The following is a 23,090-nucleotide window of genomic DNA, read 5'->3' as shown; positions in this document are numbered from 1 at the left end:
CCAGCTCCATTCTCATTTAGTCGCGCTTTAACGCACGTTTTACTTTATCAAAAAAGCTCTTTTCCTGTTCATCCAGCACTTCTCCGCTTACTTCAGCAAATTCACGCAGCAAATGCTTCTGCTTTTCACTGAGCTTTGTTGGCGTGATGACTTTCACTCGAATATGTTGATCTCCCGTGCCATACCCACGCACATTCGGCACCCCTTTTCCACGCAGACGGAATTTCGTATCCGTTTGCGTGCCAGCTGGCACCTTCAGTTTAACCTTGCCGTGGATGGTTGGCACCTCAATTTCATCACCAAGCGCGGATTGAACAAAAGTAATCGGGATCTCACAGTAAATGTCATCCCCCTCCCGTTCAAACAATTCATGAGGGAGCACACGGAAAACGATAAATAAGTCGCCCGCCGGACCACCATTAACCCCTGGTTCTCCCTGGCCTGCTACACGAAGCTGCTGGCCATCATCGATGCCTGCCGGGATTTTAATATGGATCTTCTTATTCTTTGTAACTACGCCATCACCGCCGCAAGTGGAGCATTTTTCTTTAATAATATTGCCTGTGCCATGACAATAAGGACACGCACGGCGATTGACAATGCGGCCGAACGGTGTGTTCTGCTCGACATTCAGCTCTCCTGTCCCATGGCAATGGTTACATGTTTCAGGGGTTGTTCCTGGTTTGGCACCTGTGCCCTTACAAGTGTCGCACGTTTCTTCTTTTGGAATTTGTATGTCTGTTTCTTTGCCAAACACCGCTTCTTCAAAACTGATGGTCATCGTATATTGCAAATCAGCTCCCTGACGCGGAGCATTTGGATCTCTTCTGCGACCGCCGCCAAAGAATGTACTAAAAATATCTTCAAAGCCGCCGAAGCCGCCAAAATCCTGTCCGCCAAAGCCCTGATTAGGATCTGTATGGCCGAACTGATCATACTGTGCTCTCTTTTGTTCATCACTTAATATTTCATAAGCTTCTTTTATTTCTTTGAACTTTTCATCTGAGCCGGCTTCTTTGTTAATATCCGGATGGTATTTTTTAGAGAGCTTTCGGTATGCTTTTTTTATTTCATCTTTTGAGGCGCCTTTTTCAACGCCGAGCACTTCATAATAATCTCGTTTACTCATATCATTGCCCACTCCCCGATTCATTTCACATAAAGGCTATTTTAACATAATTGCTTAGCAATAGTGAATATTATTCATTGAAAAAAGCCAAAGTCAAGAAACCCCTGACTTTGACTTTTCAATGTCTGAAAGGCAGACGTGTATGGCAATTATTTCTTATCGTCTACTTCTTCAAACTCAGCGTCAACGACATCATCGCCTTTTTGACCAGATGCTTGCTCTTCTCCTCCTTGAGCTTGCTGTGCCTGTTTCGCTGCTTCTTCATATAATTTTACTGATAAGTTCTGCACAATTTCTGAAAGCGCCTCTTTCTTCGTGCGGATGTCTTCCAATTCATTTTTCTCAAGCGCGGCTTTTAATTCCTCTTTTGCTTTTTCCGCTGTTTCTACTTCAGCCGCATCTACTTTGCCTTCCAGCTCTTTCAATGTTTTTTCAGTCGTAAATACGAGCTGATCGGCTTCGTTCTTCAATTCTACTTCTTCTTTCAGCTGCTTATCCGCTTCTGCATTTTCTTCCGCTTCTTTTACCATGCGATCGATTTCTTCATCAGATAGGCCGGAAGAAGATTTAATAGTAATATTCTGCTCTTTGCCGGTGCCAAGATCTTTCGCACTGACATTTACAATTCCGTTCTTGTCAATGTCAAATGTTACTTCAATTTGCGGAATACCACGTGGTGCTGGCGGAATATCAGTCAGTTGGAAGCGACCGAGTGTTTTGTTGGCAGAAGCCATAGAGCGTTCCCCTTGAAGAACATGAATATCAACCGCTGTTTGATTGTCCGCTGCCGTTGAGAACACTTGGGACTTAGATGTTGGAATAGTTGTATTACGTTCAATTAACTTAGTAAATACGCCGCCCATCGTCTCAATTCCGAGTGAAAGTGGTGTAACGTCTAGAAGAACAACATCTTTAACGTCGCCAGTTAATACACCGCCCTGTACGGCAGCTCCCATTGCCACTACTTCATCTGGGTTGACCCCTTTATGAGGTTCTTTTCCTGTTGCTTTCTTAATCGCTTCCTGAACAGCAGGAATACGAGTAGATCCACCAACCAAGATAACACGGTCAAGCTCAGATGCTGAAATGCCTGCATCAGAAAGCGCCTGACGCACAGGTCCCATTGTGCGCTCAACTAAATCAGCTGATAGCTCATCAAATTTTGCACGAGTTAACGTTAATTCCAAGTGAAGTGGCCCTGCTTCGCCTGCTGTAATGAACGGCAGGGAAATTTGAGTAGAAGTAACACCTGAAAGGTCTTTTTTCGCTTTCTCCGCTGCATCTTTTAGACGCTGCATCGCCATTTTATCTTTTGACAAGTCAATGCCGTTTTCTTTTTTGAACTCTTGAACTAAATAATCGATAATGACTTGGTCAAAGTCGTCTCCTCCAAGGCGGTTATCACCTGCAGTCGAACGAACTTCAAATACACCGTCACCAAGCTCAAGAATCGATACGTCGAATGTACCGCCGCCCAAGTCATAAACAAGCACGGTTTGATCCTCATCCATTTTATCCATTCCATAAGCAAGAGCTGCTGCTGTTGGCTCGTTAATAATCCGCTCAACTTCAAGACCGGCAATTTTCCCCGCATCTTTTGTTGCCTGGCGCTCGGCATCATTAAAGTAAGCTGGGACAGTAATAACAGCTTTCTCAACTTTCTCTCCCAGATAATCCTCTGCATATGATTTTAAATATTGTAAAATCATTGCTGAGATTTCTTGAGGAGAATATTCTTTTCCTTCTACTTCAACCTCATGGTTTGTTCCCATGTAACGCTTAATAGAAATAATTGTATTAGGATTTGTAATCGCTTGGCGTTTAGCCACTTCCCCTACCTGGCGCTCACCATTTTTGAATGCTACAACAGATGGTGTTGTCCGGTTACCTTCCGGGTTTGGAATAACCTTTGGTTCTCCACCTTCGAGAACCGCTACACATGAGTTTGTTGTTCCTAAGTCGATACCAATTATTTTACTCATTTGCGATTTGCCTCCTTTGAAAATATGTACTGGTTTACTGATTTACTTTTACCATCGACGGACGGATAACGCGATCCTTCAGCCTATACCCTTTTTGAAACTCTTCAATCACTTCATTAGGGCTGTATTGGTCATCGCTGTCTGTCATAACAGCTTGATGAAAGTTCGGGTCAAATTCTTTGCCAACTGCTTCAATCACCTCGACGCCTTCTTTTTCAAGCGCGGAAATCAGACCGTTATACACCATTCCCATTCCTTGGAGTACGGATTGGGTCTGTTCATTTGTCGCTTCCACCTTTAATGCGCGTTCGAAATTGTCCAGCAGCGGAAGAAGATCAGAAATTAAGCTTTGAGCACGATATTTTTCACTTGCTTCACGGTCTAGTTGTGCACGGCGGCGAAAATTATCAAAATCAGCCAGCAAGCGCAAATAACGGTTTTCAGCTTCTTCAAGTTTTTGCTCAAGCTCATTTATTTTTTCAAGAGAAGCGTCTGCTGCAGATTGTTCCTCCTCAGCTGGAGCATCCTCTGCTTGCACAGGAGCTTCTTCTGTTAAAGGCTGTTGTTCCATTTCTTGCTTTTCTTCTTTCTTCAGTTCTTTCTCTTCTGCCATTCGTGTTTCACCTCCTTTAAAGAATAGACGGTTCGATTCCGCCTTTTTGCATAAAGAGAAGGAAATTAGCATAAACACGCTAATTTCCGCCTGCTTCATACTTTCTTTAACTATGATACAAATTTGTTAAAGCTTTTGTCATGTCATGGCTTAAAAAGTCTACAAGACTAATGACACGCGAATATTCCATTCTTGTCGGACCAAGAATAGCAATGGTACCAACTGGTTCATCTCCAACAGAATAAGAAGCGGTGATCAAACTGCAATGCCGCATAGCAGCATTTTTATTTTCTTTTCCGATCTTCACTTGAATACCGGCTGGAACACCACTGATCAGTCGGTATATTCCCTCTTCCTGATCAATCATGTTCATCACAAGTCTAATTTTTTCTACATCGTGAAATTCTGGCTGATTCAACATATTCGTCTTCCCACCGAAGAAAAGCTTTTCATTGGCATGCAAATCTACTGCTTTTACAAACATAGATAATAATGCATCGTGGTTACGAATATGCCGACGCAGCAGCACAACAATTTCTTTATATAATCTATCATGGAGCTCAGAAAGCGGAACACCAATAAGCTTTTCATTTAGTATGTTGACCATTTTTTCAATATCGGAAGCATCTACTCGTTCAGGCAAGGAGAACGTCCGATTTTCAACATGACCCGTGTCAGTGACAATAATCGCAACTGCTGTATCTTGGCCGAGTGGCACAATTTGCAGTTTTTTTAGCTTATTATCTTTCAACTCAGGCCCTAACACAATTGCCGTATAGTTTGTCAGCTCCGATAGGATTTCTGCCGATTTCTGAACAACTTTCTCCAATTCATAGATGCGGTCCACAAAAATAGAATTGATTGTTTCCACTTCCTGATAGTTCAACTTTTTCGGCCGCAGCAAGTGATCCACATAATAACGGTATCCTTTTTCTGACGGCACACGCCCTGAAGATGTATGAGGTTTCTCTATAAAACCGAGATTCTCCAACTCTGCCATATCATTGCGAATGGTAGCTGAGCTAAACGTTACTTCTTCTTTTTCCGCGAGGCTGCGGGAGCCAACTGGCTGTGCAGATCGAATGAAATCATCAATAATTATTTGCAAAATAAAAAGTTGACGATCGGTTAACATCGTTGATCACCTCTGTTAGCACTCGATTGTCAGGAGTGCTAAATCTATAAATAAATTATCAAAATCAGCGATTAATGTCAACGACAGAGCACTTATTACACCGCTCTGTTATTCATTCTCTTCAGTGAGCAAAAATGCTTGAAACACTTCGTTTCCTAAAAGTTTCCCCTGCGCTGTCAGTCGGAGGAATTCATTATCCTCTACCACGAGCAATTCTCTCCCAATCATTTCCTCAATCGGCTTTTTAAATAAGGAAAATGGAGAGATACCAAACTTGTTTTCAAAATGAGAAACTGACACCCCCGCAATTTTGCGGAGCCCAAGGAACATCTCCTCTTCCATCTTCTCTTTTTCAGTTAACTTGCTTTCATGCAGCAAAGGAAGCTGCCCTTCTTGTATGGGAGTCATATACTTTTTCAGCGGCCCATGATTGGATCGCCTAACTCCGTTTATATAAGCATGAGCACCGGCGCCAAATCCGTAATACTGTTCATTATTCCAGTATACAAGATTATGAAGACTTTCAAACCCAGGACGGGCAAAATTGCTGATCTCGTATTGCTGAAGACCTGAAGCGGCCATTTCCTCTTCAAGCAATTCATACATCGCTGCTTCTGTTTCCACTTTCGGAAGCGGCAAGGCATCTTTTCTCATTAAATTATAAAACACAGTTTTAGGTTCAATAATCAATGAGTAGCCGGAATAATGCGGAAGCTGCAAGCTAAGTGCTTGCTTTAAAGTGTCCCGGAAGTCCGCAAGCGTCTGATTCGGTAGGGCATATATTAAATCAATGCTAATATTGTCGAAGCCAGATGCTCTTGCATCTTCTATCGTAGCAAACACATCACTGCTTGAATGCGTACGTCCGATGGCACGAAGCAATTCATCATTAAAGGACTGTACACCAAGACTCAAGCGATTTACTCCGTAACTTCTCAGCACTCTCAACTTCTCAGCCGTTAAGTCACCTGGATTTGCTTCAAATGTGAACTCCCCATTTGCAAAAGGCAAATAATCTCGGATAGCTTGGCACAGCTTATCGAGTTGCGCAGCATTAAGAGCCGTAGGCGTTCCTCCGCCGACGAAAATGGTATCCAGCTGATCAGAGGGGGCCTGTTCCATGGTCATTTTCATTTCATCAGCCAACGCCCTTATATAGTCGTCCACCGGCTGATTTTTTAAAAAGACTTTATTAAAATCGCAGTAATGGCAAATTTGCTGGCAAAAGGGAATGTGAATGTATGCGGAACGTATCATATAAGAAAACTCCTCTTTGTTTGTTCAATAACGTGAAAAAGGGGAAGCATTTGTGCTTTCCCTCTCTCTTTTCCTATTTACTTTTATTATCGTCATCCATTTTCAAGACTGCCATGAAGGCCTCTTGTGGTACTTCAACCGAGCCAACTTGCTTCATGCGCTTTTTCCCTTCTTTTTGCTTCTCAAGCAATTTACGCTTACGGGAAATATCTCCGCCGTAACATTTAGCAAGAACGTTTTTACCCATCGATTTAATGGTGGATCTCGCCACAATCTTCTGGCCGATGGCTGCCTGTACAGGCACTTCAAATTGCTGTCTTGGAATCAAACTTTTTAACTTTTCAACAATTACCTTGCCACGCTCATAAGCAAAATCACGATGGACGATAAAGCTTAACGCATCCACTTTGTCGCCATTGAGTAAAATATCCATTTTTACAAGCTTGGATGTTTTGTATCCAATAAGTTCATAATCAAAGGAAGCATAGCCTTTCGTACTGGACTTTAATTGGTCGAAGAAATCGTAAACGATTTCCGAAAGCGGGATTTCATAAATCACATTTACCCGGTTTTCGTCCATATACTGCATATCAATAAAAATACCGCGCTTATTCTGGGAAAGCTCCATGACCGCGCCAACATAGTCATTTGGCACCATAATCGACGCTTTCACGTATGGCTCTTCCACCGCGTCTATTTTTTGCGGATCCGGCATATTGGAAGGGTTATCTACGTTTATTTCTTCGCCATTGGTCATCCGCACTTTATAAATAACGCTCGGTGCTGTGGTAATCAGATCAATTTTAAACTCACGCTCGATTCTTTCTTGGATAATTTCCATATGGAGGAGTCCAAGGAACCCGCAACGGAAGCCAAATCCAAGCGCCTGTGATGTTTCCGGCTCAAATTGAAGGGCGGAGTCATTTAGCTCTAATTTTTCCAGAGCTTCGCGCAAGTCATTGAATTTTGATGAATCAATCGGATAAAGCCCGCAATAAACCATCGGATTCAGCTTTCTATATCCAGGCAGCGCTTCAACTGCTGGATTATGGGCTGAAGTGATCGTATCCCCCACCCGCGTATCGCCTACATTTTTGATAGCAGCAGTCAAGAAGCCAACATCCCCGACAGTCAATTCATCGCGTACGGTTGTTTTCGGCGTGAAGACCCCCACTTCGGTGACCTCGAATTCTTTACCGGTTGCCATCATTCTAATTTTGTCCCCTGCTTTTACTGAACCATCTACGACGCGGATATAGGCAACAACGCCTCGATAAGCATCATATAAAGAATCAAAAATAAGCGCCTTTAATGGAGCTGATGAATCACCTGTTGGAGCGGGCACTTTTTCAACAATTTGCTCTAAAATTTCCTCAATCCCAATACCAGCTTTTGCGGAGGCAAGAACCGCTTCTGAAGCATCCAGACCAATGACATCTTCCACTTCTTGACGAACGCGTTCTGGTTCTGCTGCCGGCAAATCAATCTTATTGATGACCGGTAGAATTTCCAAGTCATTGTCTAAAGCGAGATAGACATTCGCCAGTGTTTGGGCTTCAATTCCTTGTGCTGCATCCACTACAAGGATTGCCCCTTCACAGGCGGCAAGGCTGCGAGACACTTCATAAGTGAAATCGACGTGTCCTGGTGTATCGATTAAATGGAAAATATACTCTTCTCCATTTTTCGCTTTATAATTCAATTGCACAGCATTTAACTTAATCGTAATGCCCCGCTCACGCTCAAGGTCCATTGAATCGAGCAGCTGGCTTTTCATCTCCCGGGAAGACAGAGCATTCGTATACTCCAATATCCGATCGGCTAAAGTAGACTTCCCATGGTCAATATGAGCAATAATCGAGAAGTTTCTGATATGCTCTTGTCTTAATTGTTTCTCTTCATTATTCATGTTTTTTCTTCACTCCTGTTAGTCGGCGCATGTATACTAGCATTGATTATATCAGCCAGAAAAGCAATTGACAATTTACAAAAGTGAAAGCATCTTAGTCAGCTTTAAAGAGTGCAAAAGTGAAGGGGAGACGAAAGTGCACAGAAACACGGTTTACTTTCTTAATCAGAAAAAACCGCTGCCGTGAAAAACGGCCAGCGGGCTCTAACTACTAAATAACGAAGCGGCAGCAAAAGTCACCGCTTCAGCTAATGATTGTCCAACTTTTGAAAATACATTCACCTGTTCTTCCTCTTTTAGTCTTTCTTTTTTTATATACAAATCAACCTCGGCTTCATCTTTTTCAAAAAAGGAAAAAGCGGGCTCTTCTTTTTGATTAGCAACCATTTGCTTATAAGAAGACGGCTCCTGCCAATTTTTATTATTATGGAAAGAGCCGATTAATACACCCATAAAGAAAATAGCGAGCACAAGGCAAGTTTTCATTAGAAAAGTTTTCATCACAATATCCTTTCTTACTGGCGTTTACTGGGATTGTACTGCCTCCGCCTGCCAGTAATAATCTGCAAATATATCTGCAAAGGCCTCTGCTGTTCGATTGAGCTCTTCGAATGTATTGTCTACTCCTCCAAACTCAATTAGCATTGCTTTTTCAGATAAATCCTGATTAAATTTTCCATTCGTATTTTTTCCTTGCTTTAAAATAACTCCTCTAGATAATCCCTTATATTTTTTCTCTAGTAAGTTATGCCATTCCGTTGCCAGTTTTACATTTTTTTCATAGTTGGCATGCTCGGCACCGACAACAAATACGAGCTTTGCATAGCTCTTGCCATTCACAGTAGCAGTCGTTACCTTCTTGCGTTGAGAATCACGATGAATATCGATAAAATACTGTAAATCACGATTATTAGATTGTGCAGAAGCCATAACAGTACGCGATTCCTGGTAAGCTTGGCTGTATTTTTTTCCCGTCTGATTCAGCTTAGCGACAATGTCTGTTTTGTCCACTGTTGTCCCAATTCCTTTAGACTCCAGTGCCTCCTGCAGCATTTCGCCAACTTTTGTGACGTTTAAGGCTGAATGGTGAGCTGAATCAGCAGAAGAAACCCCCTGTAAATACGGCAAGTAGGACTCTCTCGTATGAGTGAAATATACGTATACCTTCTTTTTTCCGTTCGTTGTCAGGGAAGGCGGCGGGCTATCCTTTTCTTTTGGAATCTCTTTAGCCGGGGTTATTACTGCATCATTTCCCTTATCTAATGCCTCATCCGGCGGCTCCGACTCAATTGGCATATTTGTATAGTCTGTACCTTCCCCAGCTACCAATATTTCTCCATCATAAATAGAAAACCCCGGTACTTCTCTTCCCAGAAAGCTGCGCGGGTCCTGGAAACGGACATTCGTCGCGTAACGAAAGGCGAGCTCGCTCAGCGATGGAGGCCGAGCATCTTCAGGCGCGTGCGTCGCAAACAATTTGTTTTCCATCGTATACAAGTAGTAAAGCGCACCACCAGATATGTGTTCAGCTGCTTCATTAACTGAATGAGAAGAGATTCGATAGTTGTAAGTAAAGGACGTTAATAAACCGGCAACTGAAAAAAGTGTGAGGAGAGAGATCGTAAAAATCATCATTCCCTTTAAGATCGTCGACAAATTAATTGAAAAGAGGTCATACGGCTGGTTCTCCTTCATTGCTCCACCCTTTCTGCAAAAGTCTTGTACTATCGTATGACTTCATCAGAAAAAGCAGAACAATTTTATAAAGAAAAGCGGAGCCGACTGCTTTGCCCCGACAAGCATAAGACGAAATGGCGAAGTGGCGTTCTTCAGCCACATAGCCAGATCGGCTTATGACCTCGAGGGGCAAGGAGGCGTAGCTGGACAACGAAAAGCGGAAGGCGCTCGATTAGTACGATAGGAGATTGGAGGAATTTCTATGGGAGTCTCTTTTTGACTCCTGTAGAAATTTCGAAATCACCGTACGTGCTAGCGCCTGCAGCTGAACAACAAAAAGCGGAGACGGTTCGATGCCGCTGAACACCAGCAACAATACCTATTTTGTAAAGAAACCGGTATTTCCTTGGTCAACTGCTGAGTGTAAGGCCGCATTCAAACAGTTCGCTAATAAATTCGCTGTATCCTTAATAAATAAATCTACTTCCTTTGGTGTAACCATTAAATTATGGCCGAGCGGGGACAACACTTCCCGAATAAGCTGCCGTTTTTCATCTTCAGGCAATATACCGATCATGCCAAGGAACGAACGGCGATTTTCCTCATCAGGCAAGTGTTGCTCTGTCAGTTTATTTTTACCAAAAGAAAAACCGGCAGGCGCGAGCGCACCGGAAGGTCTGTCTCCCTCCTGGATTTCTTTTCCTAAATGTTTCAAGATAAAGTCAATCGTATCACTCGTAATTGAAACAGCATCTACAACAGTAGGAACGCCAATTGCAATAACTGGAATGCCGAGTGTTTTTTCGCTAAGTTCTTTTCTTTTGTTGCCTACTCCTGCTCCTGGTTGAATACCGGTATCTGCGATCTGCACGGTGGCATTAACCCGCTCAATCGATCGTGAGGCAAGCGCATCAATAACTACTAAAAAATCCGGCTTGGTTTTTTCAACCACTCCAAATACAATATCACTCGTTTCAATCCCCGTTATTCCCATCACTCCAGGAATGAGAGAGCTTACTGGCCGGTACCCTTCCTCTACTTGGTCCGGCTGCAACTCAAATAAATGTCTCGTTACCATGATCTCTCTACATACAAGAGGACCGAGAGCATCAGGTGTCACATCTTCATTGCCCAGGCCCACAACAAGGCAGCTTGCGTTTTCTTGAATACCTTTCTTTTTTAGAAAAGCGGCAAATTCATTCGCCAGCACTTTCTCTACTTCATGCTGATGACTCGTGTCGTGGGTGCGGATACCCTGGGATTCTACTGTCAAATAAAGTCCTGCCTTTTTCCCTGTCGCCTTTTCTCCCTCTTCATCGATCGTAACGGAAGTGACTGTTATGTCATTAATTTTCCGTTCTTCTGTTAGTACACCAACGACTTGCCTAGTCTTTCCCTGCCGCTCCTCGGCCATGGCTTTTGCTTCTACAACCAGATCTGTCCTTACCGCATACCGACTTAAATCAAGTGATGATTCTTTCACTATGTCTTCCCCCTTATAAATAAACTTTTACTTTAGTCTGCCCGACTGTGTAAAAGTTCATTCCTTGACACAAATTACAAATGTAACTATTGCAATCTCACCTTCTGTTTGATAGAATAACTTTTGTTCTTATAAGGAAAAATGGAAGTCGAGTAAAAGATAGAATCTCGATCGCTTTTAGGAGGTGACCGGAATGCCAAATATTAAATCTGCTATCAAACGCACAAAAACGATCCAAGAGCGCACAGAGCGCAATAACCAACAGAAATCTGCAATGCGTACAGCTGTAAAGAAATTTGAAGCAGCAGCTGCCAACAACGAGGAAAACGCAAAAGATCTTTTCGCTGAAGCAGCAAAGAATCTTGACAAAGCTGCCGCTAAAGGTTTAATCCATAAAAATGCAGCAAACCGTAAAAAGTCTCGTTTATTGAAAAAGCTAAACGCATAATCAATTAACGTTTCGCTAAATAAAAAAATCCTTCAAGAGGAATCTTGAAGGATTTTTTTATTTAGCCGAGTATCATCTCCGGGCCGTGGGTGACACTGTTGATTTCAGTAAGTATCCTTTATCTGCTTGTTTTCATCAAGCTTTGAAGCTTAAATAAAAACATCTCAATAATAAGCGGTTTCGCCATCGCACTCGTTTTCATTTGCAGGTCACTGTCGGCGAGCATCATCATGATCGAGGCCAGTTGCTCATCTGAAAAATTTCTGGCCTGACCAGCAGCAAGCTTCACTCTAAAGGGATGGACTTTTAGAAAGCTAGCTATTTGCTGCTGACCATATCCCTTTCTCGCTAAATCCTTCGTCTGATAAATCAACCGGAATTGATTAGCGATCACTGCCAGGATCTTAATTGGCTCCTCATTCAGCTTCAGTAGGTCATAGTAAATACGAAAAGCTTTCTCCACTTTCCTCGTTACTACTTTATCAACCAAAGCAAAAATATCCTGCTCTAAAGAGCGAGCTGTTAGACGATCCACCACTTCTACTGTGATTGGCTGCTCTCCGGAAGTGTAAAGAGATAATTTATCAAGCTCTGAAGCAAGCATCATCAAGTCTGTACCCGCAATAGCGAGGAGATGGTCTAACGCCTCTTCGTCTATGTGCGCCTGACTGGCATTTGCACGAGCGCGAAGCCAAGCTTTTAGCTCCTTTTCATTCAATTTATTTGCTTCCATCACTTCTGTATTTTTTTTAAGCAGCTTTGTGACTTTTTTGCGCTCGTCTAATTTTTCATAAGGAGCTGAAAAGACCAATATCGTATACGGTGCCGGATCGGCTATGTATTCCTCAAGCTTTTTCGTATTATGCTCAACCTTATCTTTAGATCGTTCAGCCGTCAAAAATGTTGGATTGTTTAAAATGACTATTTTTTTCTCTCCCATAAAGGGAAAAGTTTCTGCTTCTTCAAGAGCTGTTTCCACAGGGATTTCTTCTAAATCATAGACCGAAAAATTAAAATCCATCTCTTCTTCTGTCAGCACCGACTGAATCAACCTGTGCTTGGTTTCATTAATTAAAAACTCTTCAGTTCCATACAGCAAGTAAATTGCTGACAATTGTTTTTGATCGATTTTTTTCCAAATGGGCATCAATGGCTTTTCTCTCCGTTTTCATGTATGATACTCTCATGTTAAAAAAGCTATTCCCATTTGACAAGGGGAAACTTCCAAAGAAGCTCCCCCGTGATCTATATAAACGCCAGCAACGCTGCCCCAGGAAACAGCTTTGCAGACGGTGATCATGTTAGTTGTATTTTCACCGGATTTGTGAATCTTATTGCAGTTAACTCTTGTCAATGCAGGAATTAGCAAGGACAGTCTGGATTTTTTATAAAGGTTCGTCTATACTATAGATGAAATAGGAGGGGTAGTTGTGAACGAATTTGAAAAAAATGTCCAATCAAAACGTAATGACGCAATAGACTCTGGCGTTGCTTTTGGTGTTTCTTTCGCGTTTTTCGCCATCATCTTCATTATCGCACAGGTTATCAAATTCATTGGATAACTGCCGCAAGAGCCCGACAATTGACGGGCTTTTTCTATTTACCGAGCTAGTCATTTTTCTTTATATATTTTACGGATAGACGGCTGAAAATGTGCCTGTTTCTCCATTCTTATACGCATATACAATCTCCCCGTGAATATCTGTTCGCCAAACTGCAACTCCCTGGTCCTGAAGCCTCTCAATAACTTCCTTATGAGGATGCCCATACCGATTGTTTTTCCCAAGAGAAATAACAGCTGTTTCAGGATTCATGTTGGTTATAAAAGGGGCTGTTGTTGAAGACCGACTTCCATGATGTCCGACTTTTAATACATCTACATCCATAGAAAATTTTTTGAGAAGCTGTGTTTCTCCTTCTGCCTCCATATCTCCGGTAAAGAGCCACTTCTTTTCACCTATTACTGCATAAATCACGATTGAATCGTCGTTTCCTTCATAATGATTATCTGCAGGGGACACAATTTGAAAGTAAGCCTCTCCCTCCTGCCAGCTTTCCATATACTTTCCATAGCGAACAGAAACCCTATGCATGGCAGCCCGTTCAATCGTTTGTTTCATGACAGGTTTGGATTCTGATCCTGGACTAATGACTATCTCCTTAATAGCAATATGACCGAGCAGCTCCTCCGCAGCTCCTATATGGTCATAGTCGCTATGCGTAAGAATTAATTTATCAATGCGGGTAATTCCCTTCCCTTTTAGGTAAGGAAGAAGAACATCACTTCCAATCGAAAAATTTCTCTTTTGCCTTTGCCATTCTTCTTTTTGAAATGGCAGCAACCCACCTGTATCGATTAGATAATTTCCTTTGTTAAACGGAAGGGTAATTAAAATGGCATCTCCCTGCCCGACATCGACAAAGGACACCTCTCCCGTTGCAGAGTACGTAGGAAGCATAACGGGCACACCAATGATGACTACCAGAAAGGCGCTAATCCGCTTCCCATTTAAAGTTTTTTCCCATTGGAGAAAGCCTGCAGCAACGAAAAGACACATGAAAATAAATAAAAAGTCGTCTGGCCGGCCAGTCGTCATAACAGCTCCTGGCCACTGGCTAATCTTCACTGCTGCTCGATCTACTTGCTCAAGCAAAAAGCGGAGCGGCTCTAATAAGAGATCAACAGGACCTAATATGATACTTAACAAAAAAGCAATGAAAAGGAACGGCAAAACGAAAAAGGAATAGAAAGGGACAAAAAATAAGTTAGCAGCAAAAGAATAGAGGGAAACCTCAAAAAAGTGATACATTAACACTGGCAAACCGGCTATTTGAGAAACAGACGTGACAATGAACATATTTCTTAAGGGAGAGACGGAAGAAGATAAAATCACTTTCGAAGAGAGGAGCAGAGCAAAACTAATGAGGTAAGAAAGTTGGAAGCCTGCTTGGTAAATAAAGTAAGGATCGTACAAAATAACGAGAATAAAGCTTGTACTGAGGGCATCAAGGGCCGTGAATTTATGATGGAACCGCACGGCTAATAATATGAGAAGGGTCATCAACACAGCTCTGATTACGGGAGGAGATCCGCCAGCTAAGAGTGCATAGATCGGAAGCGAGATAAGCAAGATAAGCTGTGCCGTTTCCTTCACAATACCGATTCGTATCATCGCATAATAAACAAGGGAAGTAATCAAACCAACGTGAAGGCCTGAGATAGCAAGCAAATGAATAACACCGAGGCGCTGATAAGCCTCCATTACATCCTCCTCTGTTGATGAGCGGTCACCAAATAATAAGGCAGTAGCAACCGGCTGCAAGCTTTCAGGAAAAGCTGTCTTTAAATGATTGATCCCTTTTAGTCTCCAATGGATGATGCGCTCTTTAACAGATTTTTCTTTTTTTACACACGACGATAACGACAGGCGATCAACCTTAAGCTGCCAAAAGATATGGTTACGCTTGAGAAACAATTGGTAGTCAAATCCATTGCGGTTTCTTTTCCCTTCTGGCTCTTCAAGTTTTCCAGAAACACGACATATCGTACCTGGTAACAATATTCCCTGAAGTTCTTCTGCCTCTGCAGAGGAAGCCAGCCGATAAAGAAGACGCAAATTCTCCTTATTTCCTGCGGTTACGGTTGCTTTCAGCCGGTCACCGTCGATCAATGTTTCATCAGAGAATAACACAGACCAGCTTTCTTCTTTTCCAGTAAAAGCTGTTACATTCCGTTCTTCAGAGAATTGACCCACTAAAAAGCCAAGAACAACACAACTAAAAAAAGCTACTCTTCCTCCTCGATCAAATTTAAAGATAAAAAAGAAAGCAGTAGCAGACAGCAGAAAACGGATGCTTCCTAGAACAGGAAGCCCCCATATCAAACCTGAAAGCAGGCCGACTGCCATGTAAATAAGCTTTCCACGCATGATATCTCCTTACAATTTTTTAAGAAAGATGGACAACTTCAATATCTTTCAAAAAATGCTGATTCCACTTGTTTGGATAGGCATTTCTGTAGACAATTTTTTTGATTCCGGCTTGCGCCAATGTTTTTGCACAATTTTCACAAGGTTCATGAGTAACATATGCAGCGGCTTCTTTAAGCTTATCTCTTTCTGCGTGAAGTACAGCATTTAACTCCGCATGTAGACACCGGATACAGCGCTTTTCATCTGACAAAAGGCAGCCCTCTTCATCGCAATGGTCATGGCCATGAATAGAGCCATTGTACCCTGTTGCAATAATATGCTTATCTTTCACAATCACACAGCCCACATGGAGACGGTTGCATGTTGAACGGGTGGAAACTACTTCTGCAATGTCTAAAAAATATTCATCCCAACTCTTTCTGCTCATTCATTCTCACTCTTTCTTTAGCAATATTATTTTTCTTTAGTGTAGCGGCAAGAAAAAGCTTTCGTCAATCCCTCTTACTGTATGACAACGAGCGAAGCCATCTTTTCAAACGTCTTTTCTCCGATACCTGACACATTTTTTAAATCTTCTGGCTTTGAGAATGATCCTGTCGTCTCTCTATAATCAATAATCGCCTGTGCTTTCGCCTTTCCAATACCGGGCAGCTGTTGGAGCTCCTCAACGGAGGCTTCATTTATATTAACCGCACTTCCGCTGCTGTCTGATGAATGTCCTTGTGCGCTTTCCTGCGGTGGAATGACAGCTGCTAGTTCTTCCGGCGGTTCTTCTCCGATTTTTGGTACGTAAATAACCATTTCATCTTGCAGTTTTTGGGCCAGATTAATCGCTGTCCGGTCCGCTTCTTTTTGAAAGCCGCCTACCTTCGCTACAGCATCGTTAATCCGTTCTCCACTTTTCAACGAATAAATTCCGGGAGCCACGACAGCCCCTTTCATATCAACCATCACAATGGAGGGCTCCTGCTGTTCTTGTGAAGGCACTGGCGGCGAGGAAACCTCCTTTTGTTCGGCCGGTACCATTTCTTTCATTATCGGCTCTTCCGGTGAGGGCGCTTCTTCAGTCAGCTGATAAAGGCCAAATGCAACGAGGGCTCCTCCTGCCCACAAGTACATTTTATACTTGCTAATCAACGCTTTTACATCCATCGTCTTCACCTCTTTCTCATAAACTTCAATTTTTTTCATACATTGTAAGAGCAACTTGCATAAGGAGGAATGCTGAATGAAGATAGGAGTAGCCGGAACAGGCAATATGGGGGAAATTTTAATTGATGCCTTAATTGCATCTAGAGCTGCGTCTGCCTCTGATTTATTGATTATGAACCGGACGAGGGAAAAAGCTGAACGCATTCAAAAAAGACATCCTGATATACATGTTTGCGGGAACGTTTCTGAGCTTGTTGATTTATGCGATCTTTTATTTATCTGTGTCAAGCCGCATGATATACACCCGCTTCTTCAAGAGGTCCGGCATTTATTTCGTTCTGAACAATGCGTCGTATCCATTACAAGCCCGGTTAGCACCGCTCAGCTTGAATCCGTCCTTCCCTGTTCATGCATGCGGATGATTCCCAGTATTACAAATAAAGTGTTATCAGGAACCGTACTTTATACGTATGGAGAGAAATGCGAAGAAGATTGGAAAAAAGAAATGGAGCAGCGGATGAATAAACTGTGCAAAGAGGCCGTAGAAATCGACGAGTCTGTCACCCGCGCTGCTTCAGACCTCGTGAGCTGTGGTCCGGCATTTATTAGTTTTTTAACGAGAAAGTTTATTGAGGGGGCAGAGACTACGGGAATGGACCCACAAACAGCAGAAAAGTTAGCGGAATCGATGCTCGCTGGATTGGGAGAACTATTTAAACAAAAGGAATACACTCTTGCTCAATTAGAGGAAAAAGTATGTGTAAAAGGAGGCGTAACAGGAAAAGGAATTGCTGTGTTAGAAGCAGAAACCGGAGATATGTTCACAAAACTTTTTCAAGCGACTCATGAGAAGTTTGCCGAAGATAAACAAGAAACAGCAGCGCAATTTGGAATCCCTTAATACTATTCGCTCTCTAGTAAGTAAATCCTCTTTATTTTATGAAATAATAATTTTAAAACATAAAACTGGAGGAACGAAAATGCATTTGTTCCTCCAGTTTGAGAATGAAAAGCTATATCACTGGATTCTTGCTTCACTAACAGGCGGGACTGTTTTTACAAGCGAAAAATATTCTCTCGCTCGTTTCTTTTGGAGGCTGCCCAGTGAAATCAGCCGTTATTTCAATGTCGGTAAACCCAGTTTCTTGAAGCCATCCTCTATATTGTTCACTTGCAAACGAACGCTGGACATGCCATTCATCAAACCGCTCATATAACTCCAAACCTTCTTCACGGACAAAGAAAGTAAGTTCATGTTCAATGCTATCTGGCTGCTCGCCGTCGAAACAATTCCAGATATAAGAGACGGTATCATCAACAGCTGTAAAAGTCCCGTCCTTAAAAATGCGACGCATTTTATATAAAGAATGGACATCGAACAACAGCAATCCACCCGGCTTCAGATGTCTTTGTACCGCTCGAAGTGTAAGCTTTATGTCCTCTTCTTCTGTTAGGTAATTAAGAGAATCGCAAAAAATCGTTACCGCATCAAATTGTCCAAGCCCTTCCAAGTTACGCATGTCCTGCTGAAATAAAGGGATAGACAGCTGTTTCTTCTCTGCTTTTTGCCGGGCTGCGAGCAGCATGCTGTCCGATAAATCGACGCCCGTCACATCCCATCCTGCTTTTGCTAGACGCCAGGTAAATTCGCCCGTACCGCAAGCAAGGTCTAACACGCTTTTCCCAGATAGCCCGGATGTATGCTGCTGAAAAAAATCCATCCACTTATCATAGGGAACGTCTTCCATTAAAAAATCGTACACACTGGCAAAACGTTCATATGTCATGAAAGCAACTCGCTCTCCACATCCAGCTCAGGCGCATCTCCCCAAAGCCGCTCAAGATTATAATAAAGCCGTTCATCTCGATGGAATACATGGATAATCAAATCGCCAAGGTCAATCAATACCCATCGCGCTTCGTCAAATCCTTCCATCCGTTTCACTCCGTAGCCAAGCTCTTCCGCCTGCTCCTTAACTTCACGGGCAATAGCTTGTACCTGCTTATCAGAATTCCCATGACAGATCATAAAATAGTCCGCCATTAATGAAATTCCCTGCATATCTAAAACGACAATATTCTCCGCTCGCTTGTCATCTGCTGCATTAACAACTCGTTGTAAAAGTTCTGGTTGACCCATTAATTAGCCCCCTCTTTTTTCATCGTTAAATCATTGTACGTATGAAAGGTATCCGGATAAACCGGCTGATTTTTTTTCATTAAAAATTGAATGGTATTTTTTAACGCTTGAATTAAAGCAGCGTCTAAATTATTCTTTGCTAATTCGCGTACCTCTTCCACGCCCGGAAAGTGACGCCCCGGCTCAATATAGTCCGCAACATAAACGACTTTTTCAAGCAAAGTCATTCCTATTCTTCCCGATGTGTGATAACGAATAGCATCCAATACTTCTTCATCTTCTATACCAGCTTCTTTTTGCACTAAATAAGCGCCTACCGGAGCATGCCACAGCTCCGAATGAAAGGCCAGCAATTGCGGGTCCATCTGTTGCTGTTCAATGATCGTCGCCATCTCTTCTTTTGGACGAAACTTTGCATAATCGTGAAAAATGGCAGCGAGTTCGGCTTTTTCAACATCCGCTCCGTATTTTTCAGCCAGCATAATGGCCGTTTCTACTACACCAAGCGTATGAACGTAGCGATGTTCTGTTATTTGCTTTCTTACTAGCAAAAGCGCCTCCTCACGTTTCATATAAACGATTCTCCTTTATATAATCGATGACCTGTTCGGGCAATAAATAACGCAATGTTCCTCCGCCCGCCGCTCTTTGCCTCAGCATCGTAGAAGAAAGGTGGATTTCCGGTGCTTCAATAAGCCGCACTGGATATGGTGTCTCTACTGAATATCCCGGCCTGCGCACTCCAACAAATGTGATCATACGGCTCAGTTCATCAATTTTATACCATTTGGGCAGGTATTCGATCATATCACCACCAATGATAAAGTAAAACTCGGTTTCAGGCTCCCTCTCCTTTAACATTTTCATCGTATCAAACGTATAAGAGGTTCCTTTCCGCTTAATTTCTATTAATTCCGTGGAGAAATATGGTTGCCCATCAATAGCTGCTTGCAGCATGCAAATACGATCTTCGTCACTGATACGATGATCAATCTCCTTGTGCGGCGGAACATAGTTAGGCATAAAGCGGATCTCATCTAAATGAAGAGCCTCCAGCACTTCATTGGCTATGATCAAATGGCCAAGATGCGGTGGGTTAAATGTGCCACCTAAAATGCCCGTCTGTTTTTTCATCGCGGCAGTTCAATCCTTTTGCTTTCTCTGGATTCTTTATATAACACAATGATGCTGCCAATCACCTGCACAAGCTCAGCACGGGCTCCTTTAGCTAGCTCCTCTGCTACCTCACGCTTGTCTTCCCCGCAATTTTGGAGAACGCTCACTTTAATCAGTTCACGCGCTTCAAGCGCATCGGCGATTTGTTTAACCATATTTTCATTTACTCCGCCTTTCCCCACCTGGAAAATTGGATCTAAATGATGGGCTTTCGAGCGTAAAAAAGATTTTTGCTTAGTTGTTAACATAATTGCCTCCCAATTGATGACGTACAATTTCTTCCATTCTCTTGATATCAGGCGTTTGGCCTGTCCATTTTTCAAAAGCAAGCGCTCCTTGATAAACGAACATTTTTAGTCCATTTTGGATGCGAGCTCCTTGCTTTCTCGCTTCTTGTAAAAGCTTGGTTTCCAAGGGATTATAAATAATATCCGAAACAAATGCCCCCGGCTTGATCTTTTCAACTGAAATAGGACTCTCCCCGATAAGCGGCGACATTCCGATCGACGTCGTTTGGATAATAATATCGTACTCTCCCAGCTGTTCTGCTGCTTCATTGATTGTTTTTACTGTGCTTTTCACAGGATAAGGACAGCTCTCCACAAGGTTCATTGCTTTTTCAGACGTTCGGTTAGCCATGTCAATCCGGGTTACGTTCTCTGAAGCAAGCGTGTAATAAATCGCACGTGCTGCCCCTCCTGCTCCGATAAGCAACACCCGTTTTTCTTCAAGAGGCGCTCCATAGGCTTCTCGAAGTCCACGGACAAATCCTGCTCCATCTGTATTGTACCCTGTCCATCCTCCATTTTCACGAACAACCGTATTCACCGCTCCAATTGCTTTTGCCAATGGATCGACTTGATCAAGCAAAGGCATAATCGCTGATTTATGAGGAATCGTTACATTAAATCCTTGTATACCAATTACCTTCATTCCCTGAACAGCCGTGGCTAAGTCATTAGGCGTTATATGAAAAGGATGATAGTAGCCATCAATGCCGAGGCGAGTGAACGCATCATTGTGCATGGCAGGGGACATCGAATGGGCAATTGGATCACCGATGACACCAAATAATTTTCTCATTGCTTCTCTCCCCTAAATTAAAGATTTCCGCAAAAATACATTGACACCTTTCGGCACATGAGCAGCCACTTTGGCCCCTGGTTCATTGATAGTAACCCATCCGAGCCCAGAAAAGACTATGTCCACTTTGTCTTCCTTAATCATAAACTCATGGCGTATCAATGGAGGGAATGTCTCTATTTCTTCCCTCCGTGGCGGGGTCAGTAACTCCCCGGCATGCACGTTGTACAACTCATCTGCTTTTTCTAATTTTGTGCGATGAATCGTTAATTCATTTGACAAATAACAAGTAAAGGAACGACGACCGCCCGCAAGATAATCAAAGCGGGCCAGCCCACCAAAAAACAACGTTTGCTGTTCATTCAGCTGAAAAATCTTTGGCTTGATCTCTTTTTTCGGTGTAATGTATTTTAAATCTCTTTTATCTACGAAGTGAGCCATTTGATGATGATTAATGATCCCCGGCGTGTCAACAAGAAAATGGCCGTCATCCAGCGGGATCTTGATCATATCCAGCGTCGTGCCTGGAAAATGGGAGGTAGTAATGACATCTTTCTCTCCCGTTCCCTCCTTGATGATTCGATTAATAAACGTCGATTTTCCTACGTTTGTACAGCCGACCACATATACGTCTTTCCCGTCTCTATAACCGTCGATTGCCTGCATGGCTTCTTTCATAGAAGCTCCTTTAGCTGCGCTGACCAGCAGCACATCGACCGGCTTTAAGCCAAGCTCTTTTGCTTGCTGCTTCATCCAATGAACTAGCTTATTTTTTTTCACTGATTTAGGAAGCAGATCGACTTTGTTGCCGATTAATAGGACAGGGTTTTTTCCAACAAAACGATGCAACCCCGGAAGCCAGCTTCCATTAAAATCAAAAATATCAACAATTTTTACGATTAAGCTGTCTGTCTGTCCCAGTGTATTTAAAATTTTTAAAAAGTCGTCATCTGTTAATGAGACATCCTGCACTTCGTTATAATTCTTTAAGCGAAAGCAACGCTGGCAGACGATCTCTTCTTTTTCAAGAGCTGAAGCCGGTGCGTAGCCAAGTCCTGCAGGATCCTCTGTTTGCACGCTGATCCCGCATCCTATACAAATGATGTTTTCGTTATTCACTTACTTTCCTCCCATTGAATTAAACCTTTTCGTTTAAAGGCATTCATGATCCGCCGTTCAATCCGGCGGTTGAATTTTGTCCAGAAGCCATCTGTCTGGGCAACAGGCACCACTAAAATCGTATAAAAACCATTGCGGTTGCCGCCAAATATGTCCGTTAGCAGCTGATCGCCAATAACAACTGTTTCTTCCTTTTTCACTCCTAAGATTTTAACAGCTCTTCGAAATGCTTTTCCCATTGGTTTGCGAGCCTCAAAAATATAAGGAATCTCAATTGGCTGCGAAAAAGCACTAACCCTTTTTTGATTATTATTGGAAACAATTAGTACTTTAATGCCTGCTTTTTTCATCTCATCGAACCAGTTTAACAATTCTGGTGTAGCATCCGGTCGATCCCAAGCTACTAATGTATTATCCAAATCGGTAATGATGGCTTTCATTCCTTTGGACTTCAGATACTCCGGTGTAATATGGAAAATGCTTTTTACATACCTGCTTGGCAAAAATTTCTTTAACAATCCCTGCACCCCGTTCTTTTGGCTTTCATTGCCTTTATCATAGCGGATTTTAGCTATTGTGACAAAATAAAACGTACATCAACAATATTTAAATTTTTACAATAAATAAGAAATATTTTCCGACATTTTTTTCATCTCTTTATTGTGGATAACTTTATACACATTATCCCTTTAGTTTTTTACCCTTTCCACCTACTTAAACACAACCTATCCACACTTTATCCACTTCATCCTGTGGATAAAGGAACACTTGTTCTTTTTGTTTATATTTAGTAAAGTGGGGTAGTAAACTACTTGAACCTAACATCTTATGCGACTTCATCTATTATAGACCACT

General features: G+C 42.4%; 24 protein-coding genes. 3 read left to right on the top strand and 21 right to left on the bottom strand.

Annotated features, from left to right (window positions below; translation table 11 throughout):
• Positions 1-16 precede the first annotated feature (16 nt).
• The 9 genes from dnaJ to gpr form a co-directional block, all read right to left on the bottom strand.
• Entirely contained in the window at positions 17-1,129 is a 1,113-nt protein-coding gene (dnaJ, locus tag MKZ02_RS09405; RefSeq protein WP_120033155.1) for a molecular chaperone DnaJ, read from the bottom strand.
• A gap of 149 nt (positions 1,130-1,278) precedes the next feature.
• Positions 1,279-3,111: a molecular chaperone DnaK gene (gene dnaK / locus MKZ02_RS09400; RefSeq protein ID WP_340853240.1), complete on the bottom strand. Its 1,833-nt coding sequence runs from the start codon at positions 3,109-3,111 to the stop codon at positions 1,279-1,281.
• Positions 3,112-3,145: 34 nt separating this feature from the next.
• On the bottom strand, positions 3,146-3,724 hold the full coding sequence (grpE, locus tag MKZ02_RS09395) for a nucleotide exchange factor GrpE (RefSeq protein ID WP_340853239.1): 579 nt from the start codon (positions 3,722-3,724) through the stop codon (positions 3,146-3,148).
• Between the two features lie 106 nt (positions 3,725-3,830).
• The gene (gene hrcA, locus MKZ02_RS09390) at positions 3,831-4,859 is read right to left on the bottom strand and encodes a heat-inducible transcriptional repressor HrcA (RefSeq protein ID WP_120033165.1); all 1,029 of its coding nucleotides are present in this window, start codon (positions 4,857-4,859) and stop codon (positions 3,831-3,833) included.
• 108 nt (positions 4,860-4,967) lie between these two features.
• A complete protein-coding gene (gene hemW / locus MKZ02_RS09385; protein WP_340853236.1) occupies positions 4,968-6,116 on the bottom strand; it encodes a radical SAM family heme chaperone HemW in 1,149 nt (382 codons plus the stop codon).
• 73 nt (positions 6,117-6,189) lie between these two features.
• Complete coding sequence (lepA, locus tag MKZ02_RS09380; protein WP_120033171.1) at positions 6,190-8,025, bottom strand: translation elongation factor 4; 1,836 nt, start codon at positions 8,023-8,025, stop codon at positions 6,190-6,192.
• A gap of 204 nt (positions 8,026-8,229) precedes the next feature.
• Positions 8,230-8,526, bottom strand: a complete 297-nt coding sequence (locus MKZ02_RS09375) for a hypothetical protein (RefSeq protein WP_340853233.1) — start codon at positions 8,524-8,526, stop codon at positions 8,230-8,232.
• A gap of 24 nt (positions 8,527-8,550) precedes the next feature.
• A complete protein-coding gene (gene spoIIP, locus MKZ02_RS09370) occupies positions 8,551-9,720 on the bottom strand; it encodes a stage II sporulation protein P (protein WP_120033177.1) in 1,170 nt (389 codons plus the stop codon).
• A 361-nt stretch (positions 9,721-10,081) separates the two neighbouring features.
• A complete protein-coding gene (gene gpr, locus MKZ02_RS09365) occupies positions 10,082-11,185 on the bottom strand; it encodes a GPR endopeptidase (RefSeq protein ID WP_406909566.1) in 1,104 nt (367 codons plus the stop codon).
• A gap of 193 nt (positions 11,186-11,378) precedes the next feature.
• On the opposite strand from gpr, the gene rpsT reads away from it, so the two are divergent.
• Positions 11,379-11,633, top strand: a complete 255-nt coding sequence (gene rpsT, locus MKZ02_RS09360; protein ID WP_120033185.1) for a 30S ribosomal protein S20 — start codon at positions 11,379-11,381, stop codon at positions 11,631-11,633.
• A 118-nt stretch (positions 11,634-11,751) separates the two neighbouring features.
• Here rpsT and holA read toward each other — a convergent pair whose 3' ends face one another.
• Positions 11,752-12,780 (bottom strand): DNA polymerase III subunit delta, encoded by a 1,029-nt coding sequence (gene holA, locus MKZ02_RS09355; protein WP_340856369.1) that lies wholly within the window; start codon positions 12,778-12,780, stop codon positions 11,752-11,754.
• Positions 12,781-13,063: 283 nt separating this feature from the next.
• Between holA and MKZ02_RS09350 the strand changes: the two genes are divergently transcribed.
• A complete protein-coding gene (locus MKZ02_RS09350; RefSeq protein ID WP_049663293.1) occupies positions 13,064-13,195 on the top strand; it encodes a YqzM family protein in 132 nt (43 codons plus the stop codon).
• 69 nt (positions 13,196-13,264) lie between these two features.
• On the opposite strand, the gene MKZ02_RS09345 is transcribed toward MKZ02_RS09350, so the two are convergent.
• The 3 genes from MKZ02_RS09345 to MKZ02_RS09335 form a co-directional block, all read right to left on the bottom strand.
• Positions 13,265-15,562, bottom strand: coding sequence for a DNA internalization-related competence protein ComEC/Rec2 (locus MKZ02_RS09345; RefSeq protein WP_340853227.1), 2,298 nt, complete (start codon positions 15,560-15,562; stop codon positions 13,265-13,267).
• A 19-nt stretch (positions 15,563-15,581) separates the two neighbouring features.
• The gene (locus MKZ02_RS09340) at positions 15,582-15,992 is read right to left on the bottom strand and encodes a deoxycytidylate deaminase (protein ID WP_120033191.1); all 411 of its coding nucleotides are present in this window, start codon (positions 15,990-15,992) and stop codon (positions 15,582-15,584) included.
• 74 nt (positions 15,993-16,066) lie between these two features.
• A complete protein-coding gene (locus tag MKZ02_RS09335) occupies positions 16,067-16,756 on the bottom strand; it encodes a helix-hairpin-helix domain-containing protein (protein ID WP_340853221.1) in 690 nt (229 codons plus the stop codon).
• 37 nt (positions 16,757-16,793) lie between these two features.
• On the opposite strand from MKZ02_RS09335, the gene comER reads away from it, so the two are divergent.
• A complete protein-coding gene (gene comER / locus MKZ02_RS09330; RefSeq protein WP_340853220.1) occupies positions 16,794-17,618 on the top strand; it encodes a late competence protein ComER in 825 nt (274 codons plus the stop codon).
• A gap of 136 nt (positions 17,619-17,754) precedes the next feature.
• Here comER and MKZ02_RS09325 read toward each other — a convergent pair whose 3' ends face one another.
• Genes MKZ02_RS09325 through MKZ02_RS09290 form a run of 8 tightly spaced genes read right to left on the bottom strand, consistent with a single transcriptional unit; the run spans position 17,755 to position 22,753 of the window.
• Positions 17,755-18,504, bottom strand: a complete 750-nt coding sequence (locus MKZ02_RS09325) for a class I SAM-dependent DNA methyltransferase (RefSeq protein ID WP_120033197.1) — start codon at positions 18,502-18,504, stop codon at positions 17,755-17,757.
• Entirely contained in the window at positions 18,501-18,857 is a 357-nt protein-coding gene (gene rsfS, locus MKZ02_RS09320) for a ribosome silencing factor (RefSeq protein ID WP_340853216.1), read from the bottom strand. The genes MKZ02_RS09325 and rsfS overlap by 4 nt, the downstream gene beginning before the upstream one ends.
• Entirely contained in the window at positions 18,857-19,429 is a 573-nt protein-coding gene (yqeK, locus tag MKZ02_RS09315) for a bis(5'-nucleosyl)-tetraphosphatase (symmetrical) YqeK (RefSeq protein ID WP_340853212.1), read from the bottom strand. The genes rsfS and yqeK overlap by 1 nt, the downstream gene beginning before the upstream one ends.
• On the bottom strand, positions 19,419-19,991 hold the full coding sequence (locus MKZ02_RS09310; RefSeq protein ID WP_340853210.1) for a nicotinate-nucleotide adenylyltransferase: 573 nt from the start codon (positions 19,989-19,991) through the stop codon (positions 19,419-19,421). Before MKZ02_RS09310 ends, yqeK begins: the two co-directional genes overlap by 11 nt.
• Positions 19,988-20,281 carry a ribosome assembly RNA-binding protein YhbY gene (gene yhbY, locus MKZ02_RS09305; protein WP_120033207.1) on the bottom strand — a complete coding sequence of 98 codons (294 nt, stop codon included), beginning with the start codon at positions 20,279-20,281 and terminating at the stop codon, positions 19,988-19,990. The genes MKZ02_RS09310 and yhbY overlap by 4 nt, the downstream gene beginning before the upstream one ends.
• Entirely contained in the window at positions 20,268-21,116 is an 849-nt protein-coding gene (aroE, locus tag MKZ02_RS09300; protein ID WP_340853208.1) for a shikimate dehydrogenase, read from the bottom strand. The genes yhbY and aroE overlap by 14 nt, the downstream gene beginning before the upstream one ends.
• Before the next feature lie 12 nt (positions 21,117-21,128).
• Positions 21,129-22,235, bottom strand: a complete 1,107-nt coding sequence (gene yqeH, locus MKZ02_RS09295; protein ID WP_120033210.1) for a ribosome biogenesis GTPase YqeH — start codon at positions 22,233-22,235, stop codon at positions 21,129-21,131.
• Positions 22,232-22,753 (bottom strand): YqeG family HAD IIIA-type phosphatase, encoded by a 522-nt coding sequence (locus MKZ02_RS09290; RefSeq protein WP_120033213.1) that lies wholly within the window; start codon positions 22,751-22,753, stop codon positions 22,232-22,234. Before MKZ02_RS09290 ends, yqeH begins: the two co-directional genes overlap by 4 nt.
• Positions 22,754-23,090: the final 337 nt, after the last annotated feature.

It is taken from the genome of Pseudobacillus sp. FSL P4-0506, from assembly GCF_038003025.1.
In the GTDB taxonomy this organism is placed as follows: Bacteria; Bacillota; Bacilli; order Bacillales; family Domibacillaceae; genus Pseudobacillus.
This window is presented reverse-complemented; position numbering and strand designations above follow the sequence as displayed.

Coding starts and splice junctions, on each gene's coding strand:
- hrcA (WP_120033165.1), bottom strand. CDS start 4,859: ATGTTAACCGATCGTCAACTTTTTATTTTGCAAATAATTATTGATGAT.
- rsfS (WP_340853216.1), bottom strand. CDS start 18,857: ATGGGTCAACCAGAACTTTTACAACGAGTTGTTAATGCAGCAGATGAC.
- comER (WP_340853220.1), top strand. CDS start 16,794: ATGAAGATAGGAGTAGCCGGAACAGGCAATATGGGGGAAATTTTAATT.
- MKZ02_RS09325 (WP_120033197.1), bottom strand. CDS start 18,504: ATGACATATGAACGTTTTGCCAGTGTGTACGATTTTTTAATGGAAGAC.
- grpE (WP_340853239.1), bottom strand. CDS start 3,724: ATGGCAGAAGAGAAAGAACTGAAGAAAGAAGAAAAGCAAGAAATGGAA.
- holA (WP_340856369.1), bottom strand. CDS start 12,780: ATGCCCATTTGGAAAAAAATCGATCAAAAACAATTGTCAGCAATTTAC.
- MKZ02_RS09340 (WP_120033191.1), bottom strand. CDS start 15,992: ATGAGCAGAAAGAGTTGGGATGAATATTTTTTAGACATTGCAGAAGTA.
- hemW (WP_340853236.1), bottom strand. CDS start 6,116: ATGATACGTTCCGCATACATTCACATTCCCTTTTGCCAGCAAATTTGC.
- aroE (WP_340853208.1), bottom strand. CDS start 21,116: ATGAGAAAATTATTTGGTGTCATCGGTGATCCAATTGCCCATTCGATG.
- dnaK (WP_340853240.1), bottom strand. CDS start 3,111: ATGAGTAAAATAATTGGTATCGACTTAGGAACAACAAACTCATGTGTA.
- MKZ02_RS09345 (WP_340853227.1), bottom strand. CDS start 15,562: ATGCGTGGAAAGCTTATTTACATGGCAGTCGGCCTGCTTTCAGGTTTG.
- yqeK (WP_340853212.1), bottom strand. CDS start 19,429: ATGAAACGTGAGGAGGCGCTTTTGCTAGTAAGAAAGCAAATAACAGAA.
- MKZ02_RS09375 (WP_340853233.1), bottom strand. CDS start 8,526: ATGAAAACTTTTCTAATGAAAACTTGCCTTGTGCTCGCTATTTTCTTT.
- dnaJ (WP_120033155.1), bottom strand. CDS start 1,129: ATGAGTAAACGAGATTATTATGAAGTGCTCGGCGTTGAAAAAGGCGCC.
- MKZ02_RS09335 (WP_340853221.1), bottom strand. CDS start 16,756: ATGAAAAAAATTGAAGTTTATGAGAAAGAGGTGAAGACGATGGATGTA.
- rpsT (WP_120033185.1), top strand. CDS start 11,379: ATGCCAAATATTAAATCTGCTATCAAACGCACAAAAACGATCCAAGAG.
- MKZ02_RS09310 (WP_340853210.1), bottom strand. CDS start 19,991: ATGAAAAAACAGACGGGCATTTTAGGTGGCACATTTAACCCACCGCAT.
- spoIIP (WP_120033177.1), bottom strand. CDS start 9,720: ATGAAGGAGAACCAGCCGTATGACCTCTTTTCAATTAATTTGTCGACG.
- lepA (WP_120033171.1), bottom strand. CDS start 8,025: ATGAATAATGAAGAGAAACAATTAAGACAAGAGCATATCAGAAACTTC.
- yhbY (WP_120033207.1), bottom strand. CDS start 20,281: ATGTTAACAACTAAGCAAAAATCTTTTTTACGCTCGAAAGCCCATCAT.